Source organism: Phyllobacterium sp. YR531, assembly GCF_000282595.1.
GTDB lineage: Bacteria > Pseudomonadota > Alphaproteobacteria > Rhizobiales > Rhizobiaceae > Phyllobacterium.
In genome coordinates, this window is record NZ_AKIZ01000013.1 from 179,237 (window position 1) to 200,851 (window position 21,615).

The following is a 21,615-nucleotide window of genomic DNA, read 5'->3' on the forward strand; positions in this document are numbered from 1 at the left end:
CCCGCACTGGTTGTAATTTTGCTCCCCGAATCGATGTTTTTGCTTTCAAAACGTGCGATTTTTGCGCGTAACAGCTCCGGTTTACGGAAAACCCCTTACAGGTTGCGATCAATCCAGATCAAACCGTGCGATGACCGGAACATGGTCGGACGGACGCTCCCAGCCGCGTGCTTCGCGCAGGATTATTATGTCTCTCAAATCGGCTTCGAGGTCTGGCGATCCCCAGATGTGGTCCAGCCGCCGCCCGCGGTCTGCTGCAGCCCAATCCGCCGCCCGATAACTCCACCAGGTGTAAATCTTTTCGGATGGCGGAATGTGGTGACGCATAAGATCGCTCCAGCCACCGTTCTTGCGCAAATTTTCCAGCCCTTCAGTTTCTATTGGCGTGTGGCTTACAACCTTCAGCAACTGCTTGTGCGACCAAACGTCGGTTTCAAGTGGAGCAATGTTGAGATCACCAACCAGCAGCGAGGCATGGCCATCGCCATATACTGCATTCATGGCTTTCATCTCATCAAGGAAACCAAGCTTGTGTTTGAATTTGGGATTGATCACCGGGTCAGGTTCATCGCCGCCAGCCGGAACGTAGAAATTATGGATACGCATCCGCTTTGAACCAGCGGTGACAATCGTGCTCAGATGGCGGCAATCAGCGATATCGCAAAAGCCGACACGCGCCGGTTCTGTCAAAGGCCGACGTGAAAGCGTTGCGACGCCGTGATAACCCTTCTGGCCGCTGATCTCGATATGTTCATAACCGGCCATATGAAATGCTTCACGCGGAAACAGGTCATCGGGACATTTGGTTTCCTGCAAACATAATACATCCGGCTGATAATCGCGCAGGAATTGCAGGACCAGCGGCAAGCGCAAGCGCACCGAATTGATGTTCCAGGTAGCAACGGAAAAAGGCATGAAGAAAAAGTCTCGCGGGTGATGATGAAGCCGCGAGACTAAAACAAGTTCAAGATGATTGAAACCGGATAACGCTACGCGAACACCACTGTCCTCGCTTTATCTGCCCTTCATGGCGATACGCGTATAGTCGATGGTGAACATATCCTTGGCGAATTTGACGCCGGTACGCACATTGGTGATCATAACGGTGGTGTCGAGGCCCTGTGCATCGGTGATGGTCCATTGACGCAGTTCAAAAGTCTTGGGGTCGAACATCATGGTAATGGTCGAATTGCCGAAGATCGACTTGTCGCCAAGAACGATGGTTGTCATGTCCGGCTCTTCCTTGACCGATTTGACCGTATTGCCGGTAAGGTTGATCTGGTCACTCAGGAGAAGCTTCAAGGGCGTTTTCGACAGCGGAACAAGATCCCATGTATCGAGCTTGCGATTATTGATGACGACGGAATCGCCATCCGAAATAACGCGGATAGGCGAAGGCTTATTATAGTTGAAGCGAATCTTGCCCGGACGCTCAATATAGAACGTGCCTTCGGTCTGTTCGCCGCGCGGACCGAACTGGACAAAATCACCCGTCAGGGTCTTTACGCTCGAAAACTGGTTGGCAATCTGCTGGGCAGCACCCGGTACCGCATTCTGCGCTATTGCCGGTACCGCCAGGAGGCCCATGCCAATAATCGAAGCAGCTACGACGCGCCGAGCAAACGGGCTTGCAACGCGAAATAAGGCTGTCATGGTTTTCATGGGTCTACGGTCTCCTGTCATATTATCTTAGGCCTACTCGATCAGTTTGGCTTGAGTATGGCCAAGAAACGGCGGGCTGCGTAATCCGGTTCCACGTTTCCGTCACGTAACAACCGCAAAACACATATAGGAATTGGGCTTACCCAGTTCCATAACGTTCGTAACAGCCCGTTACGTCACGCTTAGTCTTACAAGCAATTTCAAATCGTTAGATGTGCTTGCCTGAATCTAGAAATCATCGTCCTGCGTCGGCACAAGAATATCACGCTTGCCCGCATGGTTGGCGGGGCCAACAAGCCCCTCTTCTTCCATGCGTTCAATAATCGAGGCAGCACGGTTGTAGCCAATACCGAGACGGCGCTGAATGTAACTCGTCGAAGCCTTCTTGTCGCGCAACACAACGGCAACGGCCTGATCATATGGATCGTCCGAATCTTCCAGATTGGATGTTCCGGCAGGCCCGCCGCCACTGTCGTCCTCATCATCTTCCTCGGTGATCGAATCAAGATATTCGGGCACACCCTGCATCTTGAGATGCTGGACAATCTTTTCAACTTCATCGTCGCCAACAAAGGGTCCGTGTACACGCTGGATGCGTCCACCGCCTGCCATGTAAAGCATATCGCCCATACCAAGCAGTTGCTCACCACCCTGTTCACCAAGAATAGTGCGCGAGTCGATCTTGGACGTAACCTGGAATGAAATACGCGTTGGGAAATTCGCCTTGATCGTACCGGTGATAACATCCACCGAAGGACGCTGCGTCGCCATGATCACATGAATGCCAGCGGCGCGTGCCATCTGTGCCAGACGCTGCACCGCGCCTTCAATATCCTTGCCGGCCACCATCATGAGATCGGCCATTTCGTCGATGATCACCACGATATAAGGCATCGCGGTCAAATCGAGCTCCTCGGTCTCATAAACCGCTTCGCCCGTGGCACGGTCAAAGCCGGTTTGCACAGTGCGGGCAATACGTTCACCCTTTTGCCGGGCCTGTTCAACACGCTGGTTGAAGCCGTCAATATTGCGGACGCCCACTTTCGACATCTTGCGATAACGGTCTTCCATCTCCTTGACTGTCCATTTCAGCGCGACGACGGCTTTCTTGGGATCAGTTACGACGGGCGTCAGCAGATGCGGAATCCCATCATAGATGGAGAGTTCCAGCATTTTCGGATCGATCATGATCAGCCGGCACTGTTCCGGCGTCATCCGGTAGACCAATGACAGGATCATCGTATTGATGGCAACGGACTTGCCCGAGCCGGTTGTACCGGCAACGAGCAAATGTGGCATCTTCGCCAGATCGGCAATAACAGGCTCGCCATTGATGGTCTTGCCCAGCGCCAGCGCCAGTTTGGTCTTTGTCTGCTCAAAATCACGGCTTGCAAGCAGCTCACGCAGATAGACCATTTCACGCGTCTGATTGGGCAATTCGATACCAATGGCATTGCGACCAGGCACGACAGCAACACGTGCTGCGATAGCACTCATTGAGCGGGCAATATCGTCCGCGAGTGTTATGACACGCGAGGATTTGATGCCCGGTGCCGGTTCAAGCTCGTAAAGCGTAACAACGGGTCCCGGCCGGACGTGGATGATCTCGCCGCGAACGCCGAAGTCTTCCAGAACACCCTCCAGCAAACGTGCGTTCTGCTCCAGCGCTTCCTTGGAAAGGCTCGGATTGCGTACAACATTTTTTGGCTCGCTGAGGAAATGCAGCGGCGGCATTTCAAACCCGTCGGACTTGATCAATGAAGCCTGAGCTTCACGTTGAATACGGACACCGGCCTTGGGTGCCGGAGCAGGCGTTGAAACACGAGCTGCTGGTTTTGCCGCCGGGCGTGCTGGTGCAGCCTGTGGCGCCCAGTCATCGACGGCCTCATCCTCATCACTGAAAGCGACAGGATCAAAGCGGTCGCTCTGGCTGTCAAAATCATCATCATCGATTTCGATTGATGGAGCCTCAATGCGGGGAGATTCATTATGGAAGCCCGGCTCCCGCCGCTCACCGCTGTTACCCGCCTTCTGGCGTGACACAGGAACATCGCCGAAGCCATCATCATTGCGAGCACCAAGACTGCGTGCGCTGTTGTAAATTCCGGCACCCCTGCCGGAAAGACGGCGGAATAGAGCGCGCGTGCTGTAGAAAAAATGAGTTACCGCACCAAGTGCGAGCAAACCACCGCCCTCGCGGTCATCATCCTCATCTTCGTCATCCTCGAAATCATCCGGCTCAGCCACATGGCGGGTTGTCTTCTTGGCAATGGCAGGCTCGCTACCGCGATAGGTAAGGCCGCTGGCGAAGGCGAAAATCCATAGTGTTGGAACAGCAAGGACGCCGACCAAGATCATGGCAAGGCCACCGCGCGGGAAAGTGCCGGTGAAAATTGCCGGAATTTTCAGCACCATATCGCCCAGTACGCCGCCGAGACCAATCGGCATCGGCCAACTTTCCGGTATCGCAAAGCATCCTGCCATGGCCGCCGCGAGCAGAGACGCACAGAACCATGCAACGGTGCGACGCATCATGCGGTCAACGCCACGCCCAGTCATGAAAAGCCCGCCCCAGAACACGGCTGGCATCAGCGCAACGACTGTGGAAAGGCCAAAAAACTGCATTCCAAGGTCGGAAAACACTGCTCCGGCATAACCAAGGGCATTATGTGTGGGGTTGGATGTGGCGTGGCTAAAGCTTGGATCAAGCACATTCCAGGTTGCCAGACTGCCGATAGCAAGCGCGACGAGGCAAAGGATTGCCAGACCGATCAGGATGTTTATCTGCCTGCGGAACAGGTTATAAAAACCTGTCCTGTCGTCGTCGATGGCATAAGAGGCTGAATATCCTTGACGCATGAAATCCGGTCCCACGTGAATCTATGCCCTGTGGCTGTGCATTCCACGGAGCTGATTCCAAACTTACGTGGTGGATGGTTAAGGGGCCATTAACCATGGGCACTGTGTAGGAAATTAGCTGGTTTTATCGGATTCTTGCCTGCCACTAGTACAGAAATTTGCTACCCATAATGGAACGTGAGGACCTGAAGCTCGACCCTAAAAGCGCAAAAGCCCCCGGCAACCGTAACATTGTTGCAATGTTGAAGCTCAATTTCTGTGTCTCCAAAAAATGGAGATAGCCTTGACCACAACAATTTTCCGTACGATCCAGCTTGCCGTCATTGGCAGCCTGATGATCACTACCGTGCCCGCTGGCGCACAGCAGCAATATCCAACCGGCAGTTATCAAGTTGCGCAATGGGATGGCAACAGGTCTTGCCGTGATTCTGACCGTTGGGAACGCGACCGCTGCTGGCGACAGAAGGACAAATGGCGTGACGAGAGGCGGCATGATGAGAGAAAGCGCGAACGCCGTCGCGAAAAGAAAGAAAAGGATGCTGCAATCGCTGCCGGAATCATCGGTTTGACGCTCGGTGCGGTGGCAATCGGAGCCGCAAACCAGGCGGCAAAGAAACGCGATGCCGACCGTGAACGGCGTGCCCGTTGCTCCGACCGTTACGGCGAAGGATATGGAACATATATAGGCCGCGATGGCCGCCGCTACCGTTGCTGATCAGTTAAACAGAAAAGGCCCGGAAAACCGGGCCTTTTGATTCTCGCAAGAATGCTATCAATTGTGATAGGCAGCTTCGCCGTGTGACGTGAGATCGAGACCGATGGACTCGTTTTCTGCAGTTGGACGCAGGCCGACAATCACATCCACGATCTTGTAGAGGATGAACGACCCGATACCGCTCCAGACGATGGTAACGGCAACGGCCTTGATCTGCGTAACAACCTGCGCGCCCAATGTGACGCCTTCTGCAAAGCCAACGCCACCAAGAGCCGCGCTGGTGAAGATGCCGGTGCCGATAGCACCAACGATGCCGCCAATACCATGCACGCCAAACACATCGAGGCTGTCATCATAGCCGAGCTTCGGCTTGACCACTGCAACCATGTAGTAGCAGATCGCGCTGGCAATCGCGCCAAGGACGATAGCGCCGATTGGACCGACAGTACCCGCAGCAGGAGTGACGGCAACCAGACCGGCAACAATACCCGATGCGGCACCCAGCATGGACGCGGTCTTGCGGGCGAAGGCTTCGATAACAACCCAGGCGATGATCGCACCGGCAGTCGCGGTAAATGTGTTGATCATGGCAAGAGCCGCAGTGCCATTGGCTTCCAGTGCAGAACCGGCATTGAAGCCGAACCAGCCAACCCAGAGAATTGCAGCACCGATCATGGTGAGCGGCATGGAATGCGGCGCCATCATATCGCGGCCAAGGCCTTTGCGCTTGCCGATAACAATAGCACCGACCAGACCGGCAACACCCGCATTGATGTGAACGACGGTACCACCGGCGAAATCAAGCGCGCCCCAACCGAAGATCAGGCCGTTTGCGTCCCAGACCATGTGGGCAATCGGGAAATACACGAAGGTTACCCAGAGAGCTACAAACAGGATCGTTGCCGAGAATTTGATGCGCTCTGCGAAAGCACCGACGATAAGCGCTGGTGTGATGCAGGCGAATGTCATCTGGAAGCAGATGAAGACGAGTTCAGGAATCTGGACGCCATCGGTAAAGGTGGCGGCTGCAGAATCAGGCGTTACGCCAGCAAGGAAAAGCTTGCCGAGACCGCCCCAATAAGGGCTGGTGCTGCCACCAAATGCGAACGAATAACCATAGACGACCCAGATGACCATGACGACGGCGGTGATGCCGGTGCACTGCATGAGCACAGAAAGAACGTTCTTGGCGCGGACCAGACCGCCATAGAACAGGGCAAGACCCGGAAGGATCATGAACAGGACGAGGATGGTAGCGACCATCATCCAGGCAGTGTCGCCCTTGTTGATCGTTGCCACCGCCGCTGCCGCGGCTTCAGGCGCAGCAGCCGGAGCTGCTTCCTGCGCAAAAGCGGCTAGTGAGCCGAATGCGGTTAAAGCCAGCGACCCGAGAAGGGTACTGCCTACCGCTGTTGTCAATCTGCTTGGAATTTTCATTATGCTCTCCTTGAACCCCAATTACTTACAGCGCTTCGGTATCGGTCTCGCCCGTACGGATACGGACGGCCTGCTCGATGCTGAGAACGAAAATCTTGCCGTCACCGATCTGGCCGGTCTTGGCGGCGGCTGTGATGGCCTCAACGGCGGTATCGACGAGATCCGACGCGACGGCGACTTCAACCTTCAATTTTGGAAGGAAGCTGACAGCATATTCCGCGCCACGATAAATCTCGGTGTGTCCCTTTTGGCGGCCATAACCCTTCACCTCGGTGACGGTCAGGCCCTGAATGCCGACAGCGGTGAGTGCTTCGCGCACTTCGTCCAGCTTGAACGGCTTGATGATGGCCATCACAATTTTCATTGACTATACCCCTGCGCTTTGCGCGGTGCCCGTCAGATGGAATTATCTGAACTCTCAGCAACCGCGTTGAACCCATCGCCTCAGGCCGAGAGACCCTTGGTGACTGAGAAGGAGCATTCAAGTTCCGTGCCAGATTCGAAAATTACTTCTAATACTTTGAAATTAAATGGATATTTTTTATAAAGGCATTCAAGCTTATGTGCACTGCAGCAATATGCCTAAAATTTAGGCGATAATGGACAGTCGCTCAAGTTTCACTCTGTACTATGCACACGAATTAGGCCCTCCTGCGCAGTCGAGGCGATTAAAGTACCGTCCCGGCTATAAAGCGCGCCACGATTGAAGCCCCGCGCACCCGAAGTGCTTGGACTGTCGGCCGTATAGAGTATCCAGTCATCAAAGCTGAAGGGCCGGTGGAACCACATGGCATGATCGAGGCTGGCAACCTGCAGATCGCGATCAAAAATATTGCGGCCATGAGCGTAGAGCGATGTATCGAGCAAAGTCATATCCGACAGATAGGCCAGAATCGCGGCCTGTATGGCGCGATCTTCCGGCACGGGACCGGTCGCCTTTATCCAGACGCTTTGCTCAGGCGGAAGCTTGTCCCGTGTCAGATAATGCCGAAGCGACAGCGGCTTGATCTCGATTGGCCGATCCTGCTCCCAGTACTGCCGGATGATCTTGGGCGCATTTTGCAGATACTGCTCTTTCATGTCCTTGTCGGAGATGAGGCTTTCTGGCGCGGGAATATCCAAAGGCTTTGGCTTTTGATGCTCCAGCCCCTCTTCCTCAATCTGGAATGAGGCTTCCAGTGAGAAAATGGCGTGACCATGCTGTATGGCAACGACGCGGCGGGTGGTGAAACTTGAGCCGTCGCGAATACGATCAACTTCATAGATGATCGGCACTTTGGGATCGCCTGCCCGCATGAAATAGCCATGGAGCGAGTGCACATGCCGCAGCGGGTCTACTGTCCGCTGGGCCGCAACCAGCGCCTGACCAATAACTTGCCCGCCGAAAACCCGTTGCCAGCCGACCTGAGGGCTGCGACCTCTAAACAGGTTGTGTTCAAGCGTCTCAAGGTCGAGTATGGACAAAAGCTCGGTCATTGCTGTTGACTTGGGCGCTTCAGACATGATCGACAAATCTCCTGTTCATCTGTGTCATCGCTTGCAACAGGAACAGGCCGACAAGTCAAGTATAGTCAACCCGGAGACCATCATGAACGCACCCCGCACAGACATCATCATCGCCGGCGCAGGTTATGTTGGCATGGCGACTGCGGTTGCGCTGAAGTCATCTGCGCCGCATCTTGGAGTGACTGTCATCGATGCTGCACCCGCCGGTGTATGGCGCAATGATACGCGTGCATCGGCCATCGCGGCGGCAGCAAGCCGTATGCTGGACCAGCTTGGATGCTGGCAGTCGATTCTCCCAGATGCCCAACCTATCAACGAGATGATTGTCACCGATTCGCGTACATCCGATCCGGTACGCCCGGTCTTCCTGACTTTTGACGGCGAAATCGAGCCCGGCGAGCCGTTTGCGCATATGGTGGAAAACCGCCTGATGAATGCCTCGTTGCGGGAAAAGGCCGACAAGCTCGGTGTGGTTTTCATTGAGGGTGCGCCAGTGCATGGTTTCGATCAAGGCGATAATAGTCTGACTGTGCGCTATGGCGATGACAAGTCTTTACAGGCCCGCCTGCTGATAGCGGCGGATGGTGTAAAGTCGCGCCTGCGTGATATGGCGGGTATCAAGACCGTGAACTGGGAGTATGGCCAGTCCGGAATCGTATGCACAGTTGCACATGAGCGCCCGCATAATGGCCGCGCGGAAGAACATTTCCTGCCCGCAGGTCCATTTGCCGTGCTACCGTTGAAAGGCAACCGTTCTTCGCTGGTCTGGACGGAACGTACCGCCGATGCGGAGCGCTTGATAAAGGAAGATGATTTCGTCTTCGATGCGGAGCTTGAACAGCGCTTCGGCCTGAAGCTTGGCGAACTGCGTGTCGAAGGTGTCCGCAAGGCTTTCCCGCTCAGCCTGACGCTGGCGCGCGATTTCATCAAGCCACGGTTTGCGCTTGTCGGCGATGCGGCCCACGGCATTCATCCTATTGCCGGACAAGGGCTGAACCTCGGCTTCAAGGATGCAGCAGCCATTGCTGAAACAATTGTCGATGCAGATCGCCTTGGCCTCGACATTGGTTCTATTGCAGTGTTGGAGCGCTACCAGACATGGCGCCGTTTCGACACGGTACAGATGGGCGTAACCACCGACGTGCTTAACCGCCTGTTCTCGAACGACAATGTACCTGTCCGCGCATTGCGTGATTTCGGACTTGGTCTTGTCGAACGCATGCCGCGGCTTAAAGGATTCTTCATCCGTCAAGCCGCCGGACTATCACCGACTGCCCCGAAGCTGCTGCAGGGGCAGTCGATCTGATCTTTCGCCATTAGTCGGTCTGGCGTAAATTATCCCGCAATGTCGTACCGGTATAAGCGGACCGGTAGCGGCCACGTCTTTGCAATTCCGGCACCACCAGATCGACGAATTCCTCAAAGCAACCCGGCGTGTAAGTGGCAAGCAACATGAAGCCATCTGCACCGCCCCGATCCATGAAGTCCTCCAACTGATCGGCAATATCGGCGGGGGTACCGACGAGTGCCGGCATGGAGAAGCGTAAGGAATAGGTTTGGGCTGCTTCCGCAATGGTCACGGTCTTTCCAGAGCCTGATTCCACCAGAGCGTCCTTCACACCTTGAATACCCGGCACTGCAATATCGGCGAGCGCCTGATCCGGATCGTATTGCGAGAAATCTACGCCAAGCTGTCCGGAAATCATCGCGAGCGATCCTTCCTTCGGCACCAGCGAGCGGATAAACTCGTATTTCTCTTCCGCCTCTGCGCGCGTTTCTGCCACTACAACCTGAATGCCATAAATAAGTTTGACGCTGTTGGCAGGGCGGGAAAACCGCGTAACAAGCCTGTTGTTGAGATCATCACTATAGGCGCGCATACGCTCTACCGTCGGGTGAATAGCAAAGATTGCTTCGGCATGTTCCGCCGCAAAATCACGGCCCGCATCGGACGAACCCGCCTGCCACAGAACCGGATTTCCTTGCGGAGATGGCGACACGAAATGGCGGGCGCGGCATTTGAAGAATGGTCCGTCATGGTTGACTTCACGTACCTTTGACGGATCGGCATAAACACCGTTTACCCTGTCCGCAACGATCGCACCCTCATCCCATGACGACCAAAGCTTCTTGCAGAGATCGATATAGTCGTGAAGCCGCTCATAGCGCAGCGAGCGATCTGGCATTGTAGAGCCATAGGCATCCCATTCGCTCTTGGAGTAGGAGCTGACAATATTCCACGCAAGGCGGCCGCCCGTCAGATGATCGAGGCTCGAAAGCCGCCGCGACATTGAATAGGGATGCTCGAACGCAGTTGAAAGAGTTACGCCGATTCCAAGATTGCGCGTCGCACCTGCTATCACCGGCACAATGGTCGATGGTTCGTGCGTCGGAAATTGCACGGCGTATTTGACCGTCGTGTCGGAGCTATCCGCATAAGTATTATAGGGCGCAAGTTCATCGGCGATGAAAATTGCATCGAACAGGCCTCGTTCCAGCGTCTGTCCCAAATGATGCCAATAGGGCGGAGATGCATAATCCCAGCCAACCTTGTCTTTTGGATGCCGCCACATGCCGGTCGCATGGCTGCTGACCCCATGCTGTATGAAGCCCAAAAAATGGGCTTTCTTCTTGGTCATATCAATCACCGCTTATGGAGGCCAATGCCTCGAAAATGAATATTTAAAGATTACTGGCTGGCAGGTCAGGAAGGCCGCTTCTCAATGAAGAAAGCGAGTGCAGTTCCGGCAGCTGTGACCAGCACCAACAAAGGCCCCGCATAGATAAAGCGATAGTCATAGCCGATCCCTGCAATGACAAAGATCGACAGTGAGAAGACTATAGCTATGCTTGCCCAATGGCCGTTCTCAGGCATTTTGCCTGCCGGTTCAGTGGAGCGTATCGCGGCGATGGCATTGCGCACGCCGCGAATGAAACCAAAGGTGAAGAAAATGCTGACGGCAACGCCAAGCGCAATGATGATGAGTGAAATTGTTGACATGGTTCTTTCCTTACGATGCCGTCTGTGAAGCGGATTTGCCAAGGCCATGCACAGGTTCACCTGGCGCAGCAGCCCCGCTTAAAACCCCGGCTTCCCGCAAGGATGAAAAGTCAAATCGCACAGGCTTGAATGCAGCAGCAATGACAACCGCAAGGCCGCTGATGCTGACGATAGAAAGCGTCCCGATGAGATCACCGTAATATTGGCGGATAGGCATTCCGATCAGGATGGCGAGAACGATACCGCCAACAAAACCAACGGTGTTTGTCCTTGGCCACAAGATTGCCAACACCAATGGAAGCAGAATGGAAGATTTCAACGCATAGGTGGTCAGTACAAGCGTTGTGAAATCAACACCGGAAAGGACGATGGAGAGGGCAATAAATCCACCGCCCAGAATGGACAGTTTGGTAATGACGAACAGCGTCTTTTCCGATGTTGCCGGCGCAACACGCTTAACGATGTCCACTGCAACTATAGAAGACAGAGCAGCACTGGCTCCATCAATGGTTGAATAGCAGGCAGCTAGAATGACTAATGCGTAGATAACAATTACGAATATTGGCAATCCAAGATGGGCGATGAGATATGGGCCAATCGCGGCACTGTCGCCGCCAATTTCCGGTAGCGTGATGCCATAGGCGATGCCGATGAGACCGAGCATGCCAAGGCAAATCGGGATCGGGTAAAACAAGGCGCCGGACCACAGGAATGTTTTGTTCACATATTCCGGACGCAAGGCCCAGGCTTTTTGCCAGAATGTCTGATCTGCAATTGCCGCAGCGAAAATACCGAACGCCAAAGTAATACCGAACCCGGCAGCAGCTTCAGGGCGCAGTACGGATAGATTTTCAGCGCCTGCCGCACCAACCTTTTCCATGACTGCCGCAGCACCACCCGGGACCTTGTCAAAGGCCAGAGACACGATGATCGCTGCCGGTACAGTGATCATCAGCAGATTGATGGTTCCTGTCATGACACTGGTCCACAGGCCGCCAAAGTAAGAATAGATCAACACCGAAAGCATGCCCACAAGCGCAGCAATGGCCCAATCAGTGCCGAATATGGTCGACATGACCACAGATGTGCCCTTGAGGTTGATCAGCAATTCCAGAATGATCCCGAAGATCATTGTGGCAGTCACAATGCCGGTCGCCACATTGGATCGATTGAACCTATGGCGTACAAATTCTGAAATAGTATATCCATTTGGCATCTGGCGGCGCAGCACCCGCGTAAAGGGGATCAACAGCATGATCGCCAGTCCGTTGGGCACAACGAACCAGAACAGCCCGGACAGGCCCCATTGAAAGGTCATTGCGGATGTCATCATGACTGCCATCGACCATGTCCAGACGGAGATGACCGAACCGACACCGAAGCCGAAGCCAATCTTTCTGTCAGATATGATGAAGTCATGTGTGTTGCGCACGAGTTTGGCGCGTACAATGAGTGCTATTATCAGGGAGACCAGACCCAATCCGATCATAAGAGCGTAGCCAAGGGCGGGTGTTAATCCGGGCGTTAAAGCCAGAGTCGATTTATCCATTAAAAAATTCCAATAAAAATAGGTTCGCTAAAAATTTCTTGTAAAATACCCATTGAGACGAGGTTGGCGTGGGATAGAAATCCAAACACCACCCGAGTTAAAGAAAAAACAAATCAAAAATTGCATTAAGGTGCAGAGTATCGTCTCACTCGCGAATACAGCCGCCAAAAAAGAGGGTCAGGATGTATTCGGTTATAGAGCAGACCAAGCAGCAGTCTGCTCTACAAATCACGCCTAAAGTGCGCGCGGGTATTTCCGGTAGATCGCGTTGATTTCGGCCAGAAGTTCTGGCGAAAGTTCGAGATCGGCTGCCGCAATATCCGTCTTCAAATGGTCCATCGTCGTGGCTCCGATAATTACCGAGGTCATGAACGGACGGGTGAGTGCAAAAGCAATTGCCATTTGCGAGACATCAAGACCATGCCTTTTGGCAAGATCGACATAAGCACGAACAGCAGGCTCCGAATGCTCATTATTGCGCCAGAGTCCACCTGTCTGAATTGCACCGCGCGAACCAGCAGGAACCTTGCCATCCAGATATTTGCCGGTAAGCACACCGGAAGCCAGCGATGAATAGGCAAGCAGGCCCACGTTCTCGTGGTGGCTCAGTTCCGCCAGATCGAGATCAAAAACCCGCTGGATGAGGCTGTATTCGTTTTGCACGGAGACAACGCGTGGCAGATCGTTGCGCTCTGCCAGTTTCAACCACTGACCAATGCCCCATGCGGTTTCGTTGGACAGGCCGATCTGCCGTATCTTGCCTTCCTTGACCATATCGCCAAGCCCAAGCAATGCATCTTCAATCTGGTCGAGTACCTGCGTCCGGTCTTGCGTGTGTGGTTCAAACTTCCAAGCACCACCGAAATGATAATGCCCCCGCGCTGCATAATGCACCTGATAAAGGTCTATATAATCGGTCTGCAGGCGCTTCAGGCTACCTTCGACAGCTTCACGCACGCTTGTGCGGCTTGGTTTGCTGGCTTCACGTATCCAGCTTTGACCACCGCCCGAAATTTTCGTTGCCAGAACGAAACGATCACGCTTGCCGGTTTTCTTGAACCAGCTGCCAATATATTCTTCGGTCTTGCCATAGGTCTCTGCACTGGACGGAATCGCATAGACTTCTGCCGTGTCCATGAAATTGACGCCTGAATCCAGAGCATAGTCGATCTGGTTGTGTGCATCGGCTTCAGTGTTCTGTACGCCCCAAGTCATCGTGCCGAGGCAAATTTCCGTGACGTCTATATCCGTCCGGCCAAGTTTCTTCAGTTTCAAGGGAAATTCCTATCTGGATTGTCGCGTTTGATCAGTCGATTTCAAGACCAAGCTTTTGCTTGAGCTTCTTCACACGCTGCCCGTAAGTGGGAGGAACCGTAATGGCGGCGGCAGCCCTGCCCACCATATCAATCAATTCGCGTTTTTCCACATCGTTTAATCGCGTGCGCAACAGCGGTGTGGTTTTTTCTATCACAGTGACCGTATCATCAATCTGGCTGACAGCCCATTTCGCATAGATAACCGCTTCATCGGCTTTTGCCGGTTCGCTTATATCGATAATCGCATCGCGCACCGCTTCATAATGCGCATCAGTGATCAAAGTGTCTTCCGAAATGATTGCAAAAATGACCGTGGCCGCCGCAAGAACGGGATCATCAATCGCGGTCAAAGGCGAGTGCTCGTGCTGCAGGCGGATCTTTTTACGGCGCAGATAACCTCTGGCTTTTCCCGCTGTGTCGATGACATCGCTTGCAGCATCGCCCAGTGTTCGCACCCGGTACCACCAGAACAGCCCGCCACCAACGATCCCAAGCAAGGCCAGAAGAATATGCATTAACAAACCCCCATTTGATTTTTCCGTTCTACAGAGGAGAAATCCGTTTGTATATTAGGCGAACGGACGGCAGCCATGGATTTGATACGGAACACTGATAGGGATCGTACGTTACGGTAAGTACACCAACATGACATCAAACCAACGCACACCTTAACGAGGGAGAGTCACTCATGGACAGACAAGCAACAGCAATCTGGCAGGGCGCACTGAAGGATGGCAAAGGCACGCTCGATACGCAAAGTAGTGCGCTGAAAGCCCTTCCCTATAATTTCAAAGCCCGCTTTGAAGACGAAAGCGGCACATCCGGTACCAATCCGGAAGAACTGCTCGCTGCCGCTCATGCCGGCTGCTTTGCCATGCAGCTTTCGCACTTTCTGGCTGAGAACGGCACACCGGCAACGAATCTCGATGCCAAGGCGGTTGTTACTGTAGGCCCTGCTGCAGGCGGCGGGTTTGAGATTACCAAAAGCGCATTGACGCTGGTCGGCGACGTTCCGGGCATTGATGCAGATACATTCGCCAAGCTTGCAGACCAGTCTAAGGCAACCTGCCCTCTGTCAAAGGCACTCGGCGCTATCGAAGTAACGCTGGACGCCAAGCTGGCTTAAATTTTTCAGCAAACGTAAATCTCCAAATGGGCGCTTCGGCGCCCATTCCTGTTTTAATTGGTTGCTGCGATGCTAACCCTTGAAAACTACACTAACGGCATTTCACCTTGGAAGCCTCGCATCCAATTCGATTCATTGTCACGCCAATTGGTCGATAACCAAAATCATGTTTCTTGATATCAGAAGCTGCGTTGATCAAAGCGACTACAACAACACCTGCAAACCCGCCAGAACCTGCGCTGGACATACGTTGTTCCATAGTCCTATTGAAAGCCGACGCATTCTTGTAAGAGGTCTTGAAACCCGGCGCATTGCATTTCGCTGAAATCGGACGCGACGCATAACCATAATCAGGCACGCGCACTTCCGCTGGCGTCTTGACTGAGGCTGTAAAGCCATCGCTTTCAAGTACGCAATCAACGTTCTCCAACTCGACGCTGGTGACGAAGCCACCGTCCTTCTTCTTGGTATGTTCGTAGGTACGTACAGTGACAATTTCTGTGCCATGCAATGCGGGTATATCCAAGCCAGCTCGGCGTTGCGGTGCCAGAACATCGCCATTCTGGATGTTTGATGCCGTTGGCTTTGCAGTAACAGTCATGGATATTGGCTTGCCAGTTTGGCAACCAACAACGCTCAATAAAACTATGGAAAGAACAGGGAACATGAATAACGGGCGCATAAATCAATCCGTAATTTGAAAATGAATTTAATAAATCCCGGTTGCTCGGCTAACGAGCGTCCGAATAAAAATAATAAAACAACGCTAAATCACTGATTTGGAATTAGATCAATCTCCAGCGGGAAGTCAAGCATGCGGATCAGGCAAAGCGTTTTTGATTAAACGTTTGCTTCTTGGGAAAATAATTCGACTTCGCTTCTATAAAAATCCTGAGCCGCTGCAAATCTGACCGAGCCTTTACGGGTAATCTTCTCCTCGAGACGCGGCATGTTCAGTTCATGAAACAGTCATAATCACTGTCGGGCGACGGAAAGCCCCAAGCCCGGCTACCACTTTCAATTGCCAAAGGTATGGCGACGCCTGTGGACTCGATCTCAGCCAAACGCTGGCGAATTCCGGAAACCGCTTCTTGAGAAAAGCCCGAAGGCAGGTTCAAACGCGGCGCTCCACCATCATCTTCTTGATCTCGGCAATTGCCTTGGCAGGGTTGAGGCCCTTCGGGCAGGTCTGTGCGCAGTTCATGATCGTGTGGCAACGATAGAGCCGGAACGGATCTTCAAGATTGTCCAGACGTTCGCCCTTTGCCTCATCGCGGCTGTCGATCAGCCAGCGATAGGCCTGCAGCAGCACAGCCGGGCCGAGATAACGATCGCCATTCCACCAGTAGCTCGGGCAGGATGTTGAGCAGCAGGCACACAGGATGCATTCATAAAGGCCATCGAGCTTGGCGCGATCTTCATGGCTTTGCAGCCATTCCTTTGCAGGCTCCGGCGAAACTGTTTTCAGCCAAGGCTCAATAGAGCGATGCTGGGCATAGAAGTTTGAAAGATCGGGAACCAGATCCTTCACCACCGGCAGATGCGGCAGAGGATAAATTTTTACTGCACCTTTGATCTCATCCATGCCCTTGGTGCAGGCGAGCGTATTCGTGCCGTCAATATTCATTGCACATGAGCCGCAAATGCCTTCACGGCAGGAACGGCGCAACGTCAGCGTCGGATCGATCTTGTTCTTGATCCAGAGCAGGCCATCGAGAACCATCGGACCGCAATCATCCAGATCGACATAATAGGTGTCGATACGGGGATTTTCACCATCATCCGGCGACCAGCGGTAAATCCGGTATTCGCGCAGATTATTCGCGCCTGCCGGACGGTCCCAGGTCTTGCCGGGCTGCATCTTCGAATTCTTCGGAAGTGCAAGTTCAACCATAATGTTCTGGTCCTTTTTAACGATTCCCTGACGGGGTCAATGAACCGCTTTCTCTCTTTTGTTCATTGCAGCCGGGGCTGCCTTAGTACACACGCGCTTTCGGCGCGATCTTGGCGAGGCTGATACCGCCATCCTCTTCCTTGACCAGCGGATCAAGGTGAACAGGACGATAGCCGAGCGTAACTTCCCCTTCCGGCGACAGCCAGGCGAGGCTGTGCTTGCGCCAGTTGACATCATCACGGCTGGGGAAATCCTCGTGAGCATGCGCGCCGCGGCTTTCCTTGCGGGCTTCTGCGGCAACCACAGTGGTCAAGGCATTCGCCATGAGGTTTTCCAGCTCAAGTGTTTCCACCAGATCAGAATTCCAGATCATTGACCTGTCCGTGACCTTGATATCAGGCAGCTCGCTCCAGATCTTTTCCATGCGCTCAACACCGGATTTCAGCGATTCAGATGTGCGGAACACGGCTGCGTCTTCCTGCATGGTCTTTTGCATCTTTTCGCGAAGGACAGCTGTTGGCGTTCCGCCATTGGCATGACGCAGGCGATCAAAGCGGTCCATGATCTTCGTCACCGAAGCCTCGTTGATTTCCGGAATCTTCGAGTTGCGATCAATCACCTGACCGGCGCGAATGGCAGCAGCGCGGCCAAACACAACCAGATCGATCAGCGAGTTGGAACCAAGACGATTGGCCCCGTGCACCGAGGCGCAGCCCGCTTCACCCACAGCCATGAGGCCGGGCTGGATGCGATCCGGATCTTCAGGTGTGGGATTAAGTGCTTCACCCCAATAATTGGTTGGAATACCGCCCATATTGTAATGAACCGTAGGCAGGACCGGAATTGGCTCGCGGGTCAGATCAACGCCTGCAAAAATCTTCGCGGACTCGGAAATGCCGGGAAGGCGTTCATGCAGAACGGCAGGATCAAGATGGTCCAGATGCAGGAAAATATGATCCTTGTTCTTGCCAACGCCACGCCCTTCGCGGATTTCCAGCGTCATGCAGCGTGAGACCACGTCACGGGATGCAAGATCCTTGGCCGATGGCGCATAACGCTCCATGAAGCGCTCGCCTTCGGAATTGACCAGATAGCCACCCTCGCCGCGCGCGCCTTCAGTGATCAGGCAACCGGCACCGTAAATGCCTGTTGGATGAAATTGCACGAACTCCATGTCCTGCAAGGGCAAGCCGGCGCGGGCAACCATGCCGCCGCCATCGCCGGTGCATGTATGCGCCGACGTTGCGGAGAAGTAGGACCGGCCATAACCGCCCGTCGCCATGACAACCATCTTGGCGGCGAAACGGTGAATTGTTCCGTCGTCGAGATTCCACGCAACAACGCCGGTAATCGTGCCGTCTTCATCCTGAATGAGATCCAGCGCGAAATATTCAATGAAGAACTGCGCGTTGTGACGAAGGGACTGGCCATAGAGTGTATGCAGGATGGCATGGCCCGTGCGGTCAGCCGCGGCGCATGTGCGCTGCACGGGCGGACCATCGCCGTAATTCATCATGTGGCCGCCGAATGGGCGCTGATAAATCTTGCCCTCTTCAGTACGGGAGAATGGCACACCGTAATGCTCAAGCTCGTAAACAGCCGCTGGTGCTTCACGGGCAAGATATTCCATGGCATCGGTATCGCCGAGCCAGTCAGAGCCCTTGACCGTATCGAACATGTGCCACTGCCAGGAATCCGCGCCCATATTGCTGAGCGAGGCTGCAATGCCGCCCTGCGCTGCAACCGTATGCGAGCGGGTCGGGAAAACCTTGGTAATGCATGCCGTCTTCAAGCCTTGTTCGGCCATGCCGAGCGTTGCGCGAAGACCAGCGCCGCCAGCACCCACAACGACCACATCGAATTGGTGGTCAACAAACGTGTAGGGCTTTGCGGCTTTGTTTTCTGTAGTAGCCATAATCGAGATTAAACTCCGAAACTCAGCTTGAGGATCGCAAAGAGGCTGACAACACCCACGGCGACTGTGAAGAACGTGTTGAGCATGATGCAAGCAAGCTTTGCGCCTTCGCCATGCACGTAATCTTCAATGACAACCTGCATGCCAAGACGCATATGGTACAGGCCGGACAGAAGTACCAGAATGAGAACCAGCGCAGTCAGCGGGTGCGACAATGCTGCCCGTGTTTCTTCAAAGCTTGCGCCGTGGAGGGACACAATCAACCCGATAAAGAACAGCATCAGCGGAATGTTCGCGACTGCTGTCAGTCTCTGGCGCCAGAAATGTTCGGTGCCTTCCTTCGCAGAACCCAGTCCGCGAACTTTGGAAAGTGGAGTGCGCATATCAGCCATGGTATAGCTCCTTACGCGAGTGCAAATACGGCGACCCAGACAAGGATCGTCAACAGAACGGAAGCGATGAGCGAAGCCCACGCCATTTTGGTGGTGGTGTCTTTTTCCAAACCGCGTCCGGTATCCCAGATCAGATGGCGGATACCGCCAATCATGTGATGGATCAGCGCCCAGGTATAACCGAGCAGCACCAGAAGACCGATCCACGAGCCATAGACCATGGAAACAATATCGAACTGTTGTTGGCTCGTTGCGGCCGCAATCAGCCACCACGCAACCAACAATGTGCCAAAGTAAAGCGCGCAACCTGTGATACGGTGCACGATGGACATAACCATGGTGGGAATTGGTTTGTAGATTTGCAAATGCGGCGATAATGGCCGGTTCGAGTGCAAATTTGTCTTGCTCATAGCGTCCCCAATGAGAAAAGCCGCGCCTCAGGGATGATAAAAAGACGGGCAGGGCCGAAAGGCTGATGGAGCCAATTTAGAAGGGTTTTAATGCTGTTTTTGCACTGCGTCAAAGCCCCATTCAGAACCCTCATGCGGCGAATTGGCTCTAATAGCAAGTCAATAAGGTTTTTGTATAGAATTCAATCGTTTAAACGGCATAAATCGCCTTTTCGCAGGGCAAAAAAGTTCATCAAAATAATGTCAGAAATAGTTGAGTGAGTCTGTCCAGATTTACTGCCCGACCATTTGCCATGGCCAAGACATCGCAAGTTCATCTGCGACGCTGAGAGTCGCTCCCAGCTTGGAGCAACTCCTTAATCTCTTCGGTGGTTATTGATTGCCGAAACGAATGATGAAACTCGTCCAGTCTGCCGGAGCGGCAACCTGTTCGTAGAGCTTGCGGCCATCTTCCGGCAGACGCGGCGCGTTGAGCGACAGCTTGGTCCATCCGCGCTCTTCCGCCTTGTCGGCAAGAACATCGATCAACGCTTTGGCGATACCTTTGCCGCGATGGTCATGGTGCACATAGATATGATCGACTTGACCAGCCCGCATACCCGATACCGGCTCGGGCAGATCGTAGAAAATGACGAAGCCAACAAGATTGCCGTCAAGTCTTGCCCCGGCAATTTCCGCTGCGCGGTCACGCAGGAGATTTTCGGCGTAATAATCATCAGGACGGCGGGGCGCACCCCGCTTCAGCGCCTGTGCATAGCTGGCCAGCAGCGGCGCGAATTCATGTGCATCATTCAAATGCAGCAGGGAAATATCAATGGCGTGTTCGTCTGCGGCTTTCTTGGTCATTATCGCTTCCGTCCCTTTGTTGCTGCTTGTCCAAGGATTGGTTGATTGTGCCGTTCGCGTCAACCTTAAGCCGGAATCAAAATCGATTTGATTGCGCTCAAGCAGATGACAATCGTTAACAAATGGTTAATGCTGGTGTGACGATCCCTGATTTGAGGTCTCGCCATGTTGCGCACATCACTTTTCGTTCTGGCCGCACTCGGAAGCCTATCGAGCGCAGCGCTCGCCGACAACGGCACTTATGGCGATGAATATGGCAATGTCATCATCCATAACGCCGGCGGGCCAAAGATCATTTTTGTTGGTTCAAGGGCTTCCAAGTCCGACATTGTGGGTCAGCAGGTACGGCGTAATACTCCAGTCTATAAGCGCGCCAGCGGGCCCACTGTCATCTATCCGGCGGCTGACCCGCTGGTTGTGGGTGTCATTCCCGCACCTAATACTGGTTGCGATGCGCCTATCGTCATCAAGGGCCTGAGCTACCGCTATGGCCTCGACCGTAATGAGATCGCAATCCTTGAACATCCCGGCTGTCCCGACTGACGAATCCGAAATTTGATTTGCCTCATATGTGCGGCGCCTGTATGGGACCGGCTCATTTGAAAGGTATTCATTATGGCTCAACGCAGCGGCGGTGCCCTCGTTCTGTTTTCCGGCGGCCAGGATTCTGCAACCTGCCTGGCATGGGCTCTATCGAATTTTGAGCGCGTGGAAACCGTGGGTTTCGACTATGGTCAACGTCACAGGATAGAGCTTGAGGTTCGCAAAGAATTCAGGGTGGCGTTAATAAAGCAGTTTCCGCAATGGGCAGCCCGGCTCGGCGAAGATCATATGCTCGATGCAGGAATTGTCAGCCAGCTTGGCAGCTCAGCAATGACGGATGATATCGCCATTGAAATGGCGGAAAATGGCCTGCCCAATACATTCGTTCCCGGCCGCAATCTGCTGTTTTTCACGCTGGCGGCCGCCCTTGCCTATCGTCGCGGC

General features: G+C 53.8%; 22 protein-coding genes and 1 pseudogene. 5 read left to right on the forward strand and 18 right to left on the reverse strand.

From position 1 onward, the window contains the following. Window positions 1-108: 108 nt before the first annotated feature. The 3 genes from PMI41_RS04320 to PMI41_RS04330 form a co-directional block, all read right to left on the reverse strand. Window positions 109-915, reverse strand: a complete 807-nt coding sequence (locus tag PMI41_RS04320) for an exodeoxyribonuclease III (protein ID WP_008122170.1) — start codon at window positions 913-915, stop codon at window positions 109-111. A gap of 99 nt (window positions 916-1,014) precedes the next feature. After that, on the reverse strand, window positions 1,015-1,653 hold the full coding sequence (locus tag PMI41_RS04325; protein ID WP_040853754.1) for an outer membrane lipoprotein carrier protein LolA: 639 nt from the start codon (window positions 1,651-1,653) through the stop codon (window positions 1,015-1,017). A 237-nt stretch (window positions 1,654-1,890) separates the two neighbouring features. Next, window positions 1,891-4,521 (reverse strand): DNA translocase FtsK, encoded by a 2,631-nt coding sequence (locus PMI41_RS04330; protein WP_008122174.1) that lies wholly within the window; start codon window positions 4,519-4,521, stop codon window positions 1,891-1,893. 283 nt (window positions 4,522-4,804) lie between these two features. Between PMI41_RS04330 and PMI41_RS24145 the strand changes: the two genes are divergently transcribed. Continuing rightward, window positions 4,805-5,236: a hypothetical protein gene (locus PMI41_RS24145; RefSeq protein WP_008122176.1), complete on the forward strand. Its 432-nt coding sequence runs from the start codon at window positions 4,805-4,807 to the stop codon at window positions 5,234-5,236. Between the two features lie 57 nt (window positions 5,237-5,293). Here PMI41_RS24145 and PMI41_RS04340 read toward each other — a convergent pair whose 3' ends face one another. From PMI41_RS04340 to tesB, 3 genes are all read right to left on the reverse strand, one after another. Beyond that, window positions 5,294-6,673: an ammonium transporter gene (locus PMI41_RS04340; RefSeq protein ID WP_008122179.1), complete on the reverse strand. Its 1,380-nt coding sequence runs from the start codon at window positions 6,671-6,673 to the stop codon at window positions 5,294-5,296. A gap of 25 nt (window positions 6,674-6,698) precedes the next feature. Further along, the gene (locus PMI41_RS04345; protein ID WP_008122182.1) at window positions 6,699-7,037 is read right to left on the reverse strand and encodes a P-II family nitrogen regulator; all 339 of its coding nucleotides are present in this window, start codon (window positions 7,035-7,037) and stop codon (window positions 6,699-6,701) included. A gap of 254 nt (window positions 7,038-7,291) precedes the next feature. Further along, window positions 7,292-8,176 carry an acyl-CoA thioesterase II gene (gene tesB / locus PMI41_RS04350; protein WP_008122184.1) on the reverse strand — a complete coding sequence of 295 codons (885 nt, stop codon included), beginning with the start codon at window positions 8,174-8,176 and terminating at the stop codon, window positions 7,292-7,294. A gap of 85 nt (window positions 8,177-8,261) precedes the next feature. Here tesB and PMI41_RS04355 point away from each other — a divergent pair, with 85 nt between their 5' ends. Next, the gene (locus PMI41_RS04355; RefSeq protein WP_008122186.1) at window positions 8,262-9,485 is read left to right on the forward strand and encodes a ubiquinone biosynthesis hydroxylase; all 1,224 of its coding nucleotides are present in this window, start codon (window positions 8,262-8,264) and stop codon (window positions 9,483-9,485) included. 10 nt (window positions 9,486-9,495) lie between these two features. On the opposite strand, the gene PMI41_RS04360 is transcribed toward PMI41_RS04355, so the two are convergent. The 5 genes from PMI41_RS04360 to PMI41_RS04380 all read right to left on the reverse strand — a co-directional run bounded on the left by PMI41_RS04360 (window position 9,496) and on the right by PMI41_RS04380 (window position 14,560). After that, window positions 9,496-10,818 carry an LLM class flavin-dependent oxidoreductase gene (locus tag PMI41_RS04360; protein ID WP_008122188.1) on the reverse strand — a complete coding sequence of 441 codons (1,323 nt, stop codon included), beginning with the start codon at window positions 10,816-10,818 and terminating at the stop codon, window positions 9,496-9,498. 65 nt (window positions 10,819-10,883) lie between these two features. Next, window positions 10,884-11,180 carry a hypothetical protein gene (locus tag PMI41_RS04365; RefSeq protein WP_008122190.1) on the reverse strand — a complete coding sequence of 99 codons (297 nt, stop codon included), beginning with the start codon at window positions 11,178-11,180 and terminating at the stop codon, window positions 10,884-10,886. Between the two features lie 10 nt (window positions 11,181-11,190). Beyond that, window positions 11,191-12,729: a sodium:solute symporter gene (locus PMI41_RS04370; RefSeq protein WP_008122191.1), complete on the reverse strand. Its 1,539-nt coding sequence runs from the start codon at window positions 12,727-12,729 to the stop codon at window positions 11,191-11,193. Window positions 12,730-12,963: 234 nt separating this feature from the next. Beyond that, window positions 12,964-14,004 carry an aldo/keto reductase gene (locus PMI41_RS04375; RefSeq protein WP_008122193.1) on the reverse strand — a complete coding sequence of 347 codons (1,041 nt, stop codon included), beginning with the start codon at window positions 14,002-14,004 and terminating at the stop codon, window positions 12,964-12,966. 31 nt (window positions 14,005-14,035) lie between these two features. Continuing rightward, window positions 14,036-14,560: a hypothetical protein gene (locus tag PMI41_RS04380; protein ID WP_008122195.1), complete on the reverse strand. Its 525-nt coding sequence runs from the start codon at window positions 14,558-14,560 to the stop codon at window positions 14,036-14,038. Between the two features lie 173 nt (window positions 14,561-14,733). On the opposite strand from PMI41_RS04380, the gene PMI41_RS04385 reads away from it, so the two are divergent. Then, window positions 14,734-15,171 (forward strand): OsmC family protein, encoded by a 438-nt coding sequence (locus tag PMI41_RS04385; protein ID WP_008122197.1) that lies wholly within the window; start codon window positions 14,734-14,736, stop codon window positions 15,169-15,171. Window positions 15,172-15,262: 91 nt separating this feature from the next. Here PMI41_RS04385 and PMI41_RS04390 read toward each other — a convergent pair whose 3' ends face one another. From PMI41_RS04390 to PMI41_RS04415, 7 genes and pseudogenes are all read right to left on the reverse strand, one after another. Next, window positions 15,263-15,772 carry a hypothetical protein gene (locus tag PMI41_RS04390; RefSeq protein ID WP_040853708.1) on the reverse strand — a complete coding sequence of 170 codons (510 nt, stop codon included), beginning with the start codon at window positions 15,770-15,772 and terminating at the stop codon, window positions 15,263-15,265. A gap of 364 nt (window positions 15,773-16,136) precedes the next feature. Continuing rightward, a pseudogene (locus tag PMI41_RS24555) lies at window positions 16,137-16,247 on the reverse strand (nucleotidyltransferase domain-containing protein); the annotation flags it as partial. A gap of 38 nt (window positions 16,248-16,285) precedes the next feature. Next, complete coding sequence (locus PMI41_RS04395; protein WP_008122201.1) at window positions 16,286-17,065, reverse strand: succinate dehydrogenase iron-sulfur subunit; 780 nt, start codon at window positions 17,063-17,065, stop codon at window positions 16,286-16,288. A gap of 82 nt (window positions 17,066-17,147) precedes the next feature. Further along, window positions 17,148-18,980 carry a succinate dehydrogenase flavoprotein subunit gene (gene sdhA / locus PMI41_RS04400; RefSeq protein ID WP_008122202.1) on the reverse strand — a complete coding sequence of 611 codons (1,833 nt, stop codon included), beginning with the start codon at window positions 18,978-18,980 and terminating at the stop codon, window positions 17,148-17,150. Between the two features lie 8 nt (window positions 18,981-18,988). Then, window positions 18,989-19,372: a succinate dehydrogenase, hydrophobic membrane anchor protein gene (sdhD, locus tag PMI41_RS04405; RefSeq protein WP_008122203.1), complete on the reverse strand. Its 384-nt coding sequence runs from the start codon at window positions 19,370-19,372 to the stop codon at window positions 18,989-18,991. Window positions 19,373-19,383: 11 nt separating this feature from the next. Beyond that, entirely contained in the window at window positions 19,384-19,782 is a 399-nt protein-coding gene (gene sdhC / locus PMI41_RS04410; RefSeq protein ID WP_008122204.1) for a succinate dehydrogenase, cytochrome b556 subunit, read from the reverse strand. Between the two features lie 372 nt (window positions 19,783-20,154). Beyond that, a complete protein-coding gene (locus PMI41_RS04415; RefSeq protein ID WP_008122205.1) occupies window positions 20,155-20,628 on the reverse strand; it encodes a GNAT family N-acetyltransferase in 474 nt (157 codons plus the stop codon). A 165-nt stretch (window positions 20,629-20,793) separates the two neighbouring features. Here PMI41_RS04415 and PMI41_RS04420 point away from each other — a divergent pair, with 165 nt between their 5' ends. Both PMI41_RS04420 and PMI41_RS04425 read left to right on the forward strand, forming a co-directional pair. Further along, entirely contained in the window at window positions 20,794-21,171 is a 378-nt protein-coding gene (locus PMI41_RS04420; RefSeq protein ID WP_008122206.1) for a hypothetical protein, read from the forward strand. A gap of 72 nt (window positions 21,172-21,243) precedes the next feature. Then, window positions 21,244-21,615, forward strand: a 372-nt coding sequence (locus PMI41_RS04425; protein ID WP_008122207.1) for a 7-cyano-7-deazaguanine synthase, incomplete at its 3' end; no start/stop codon positions are given.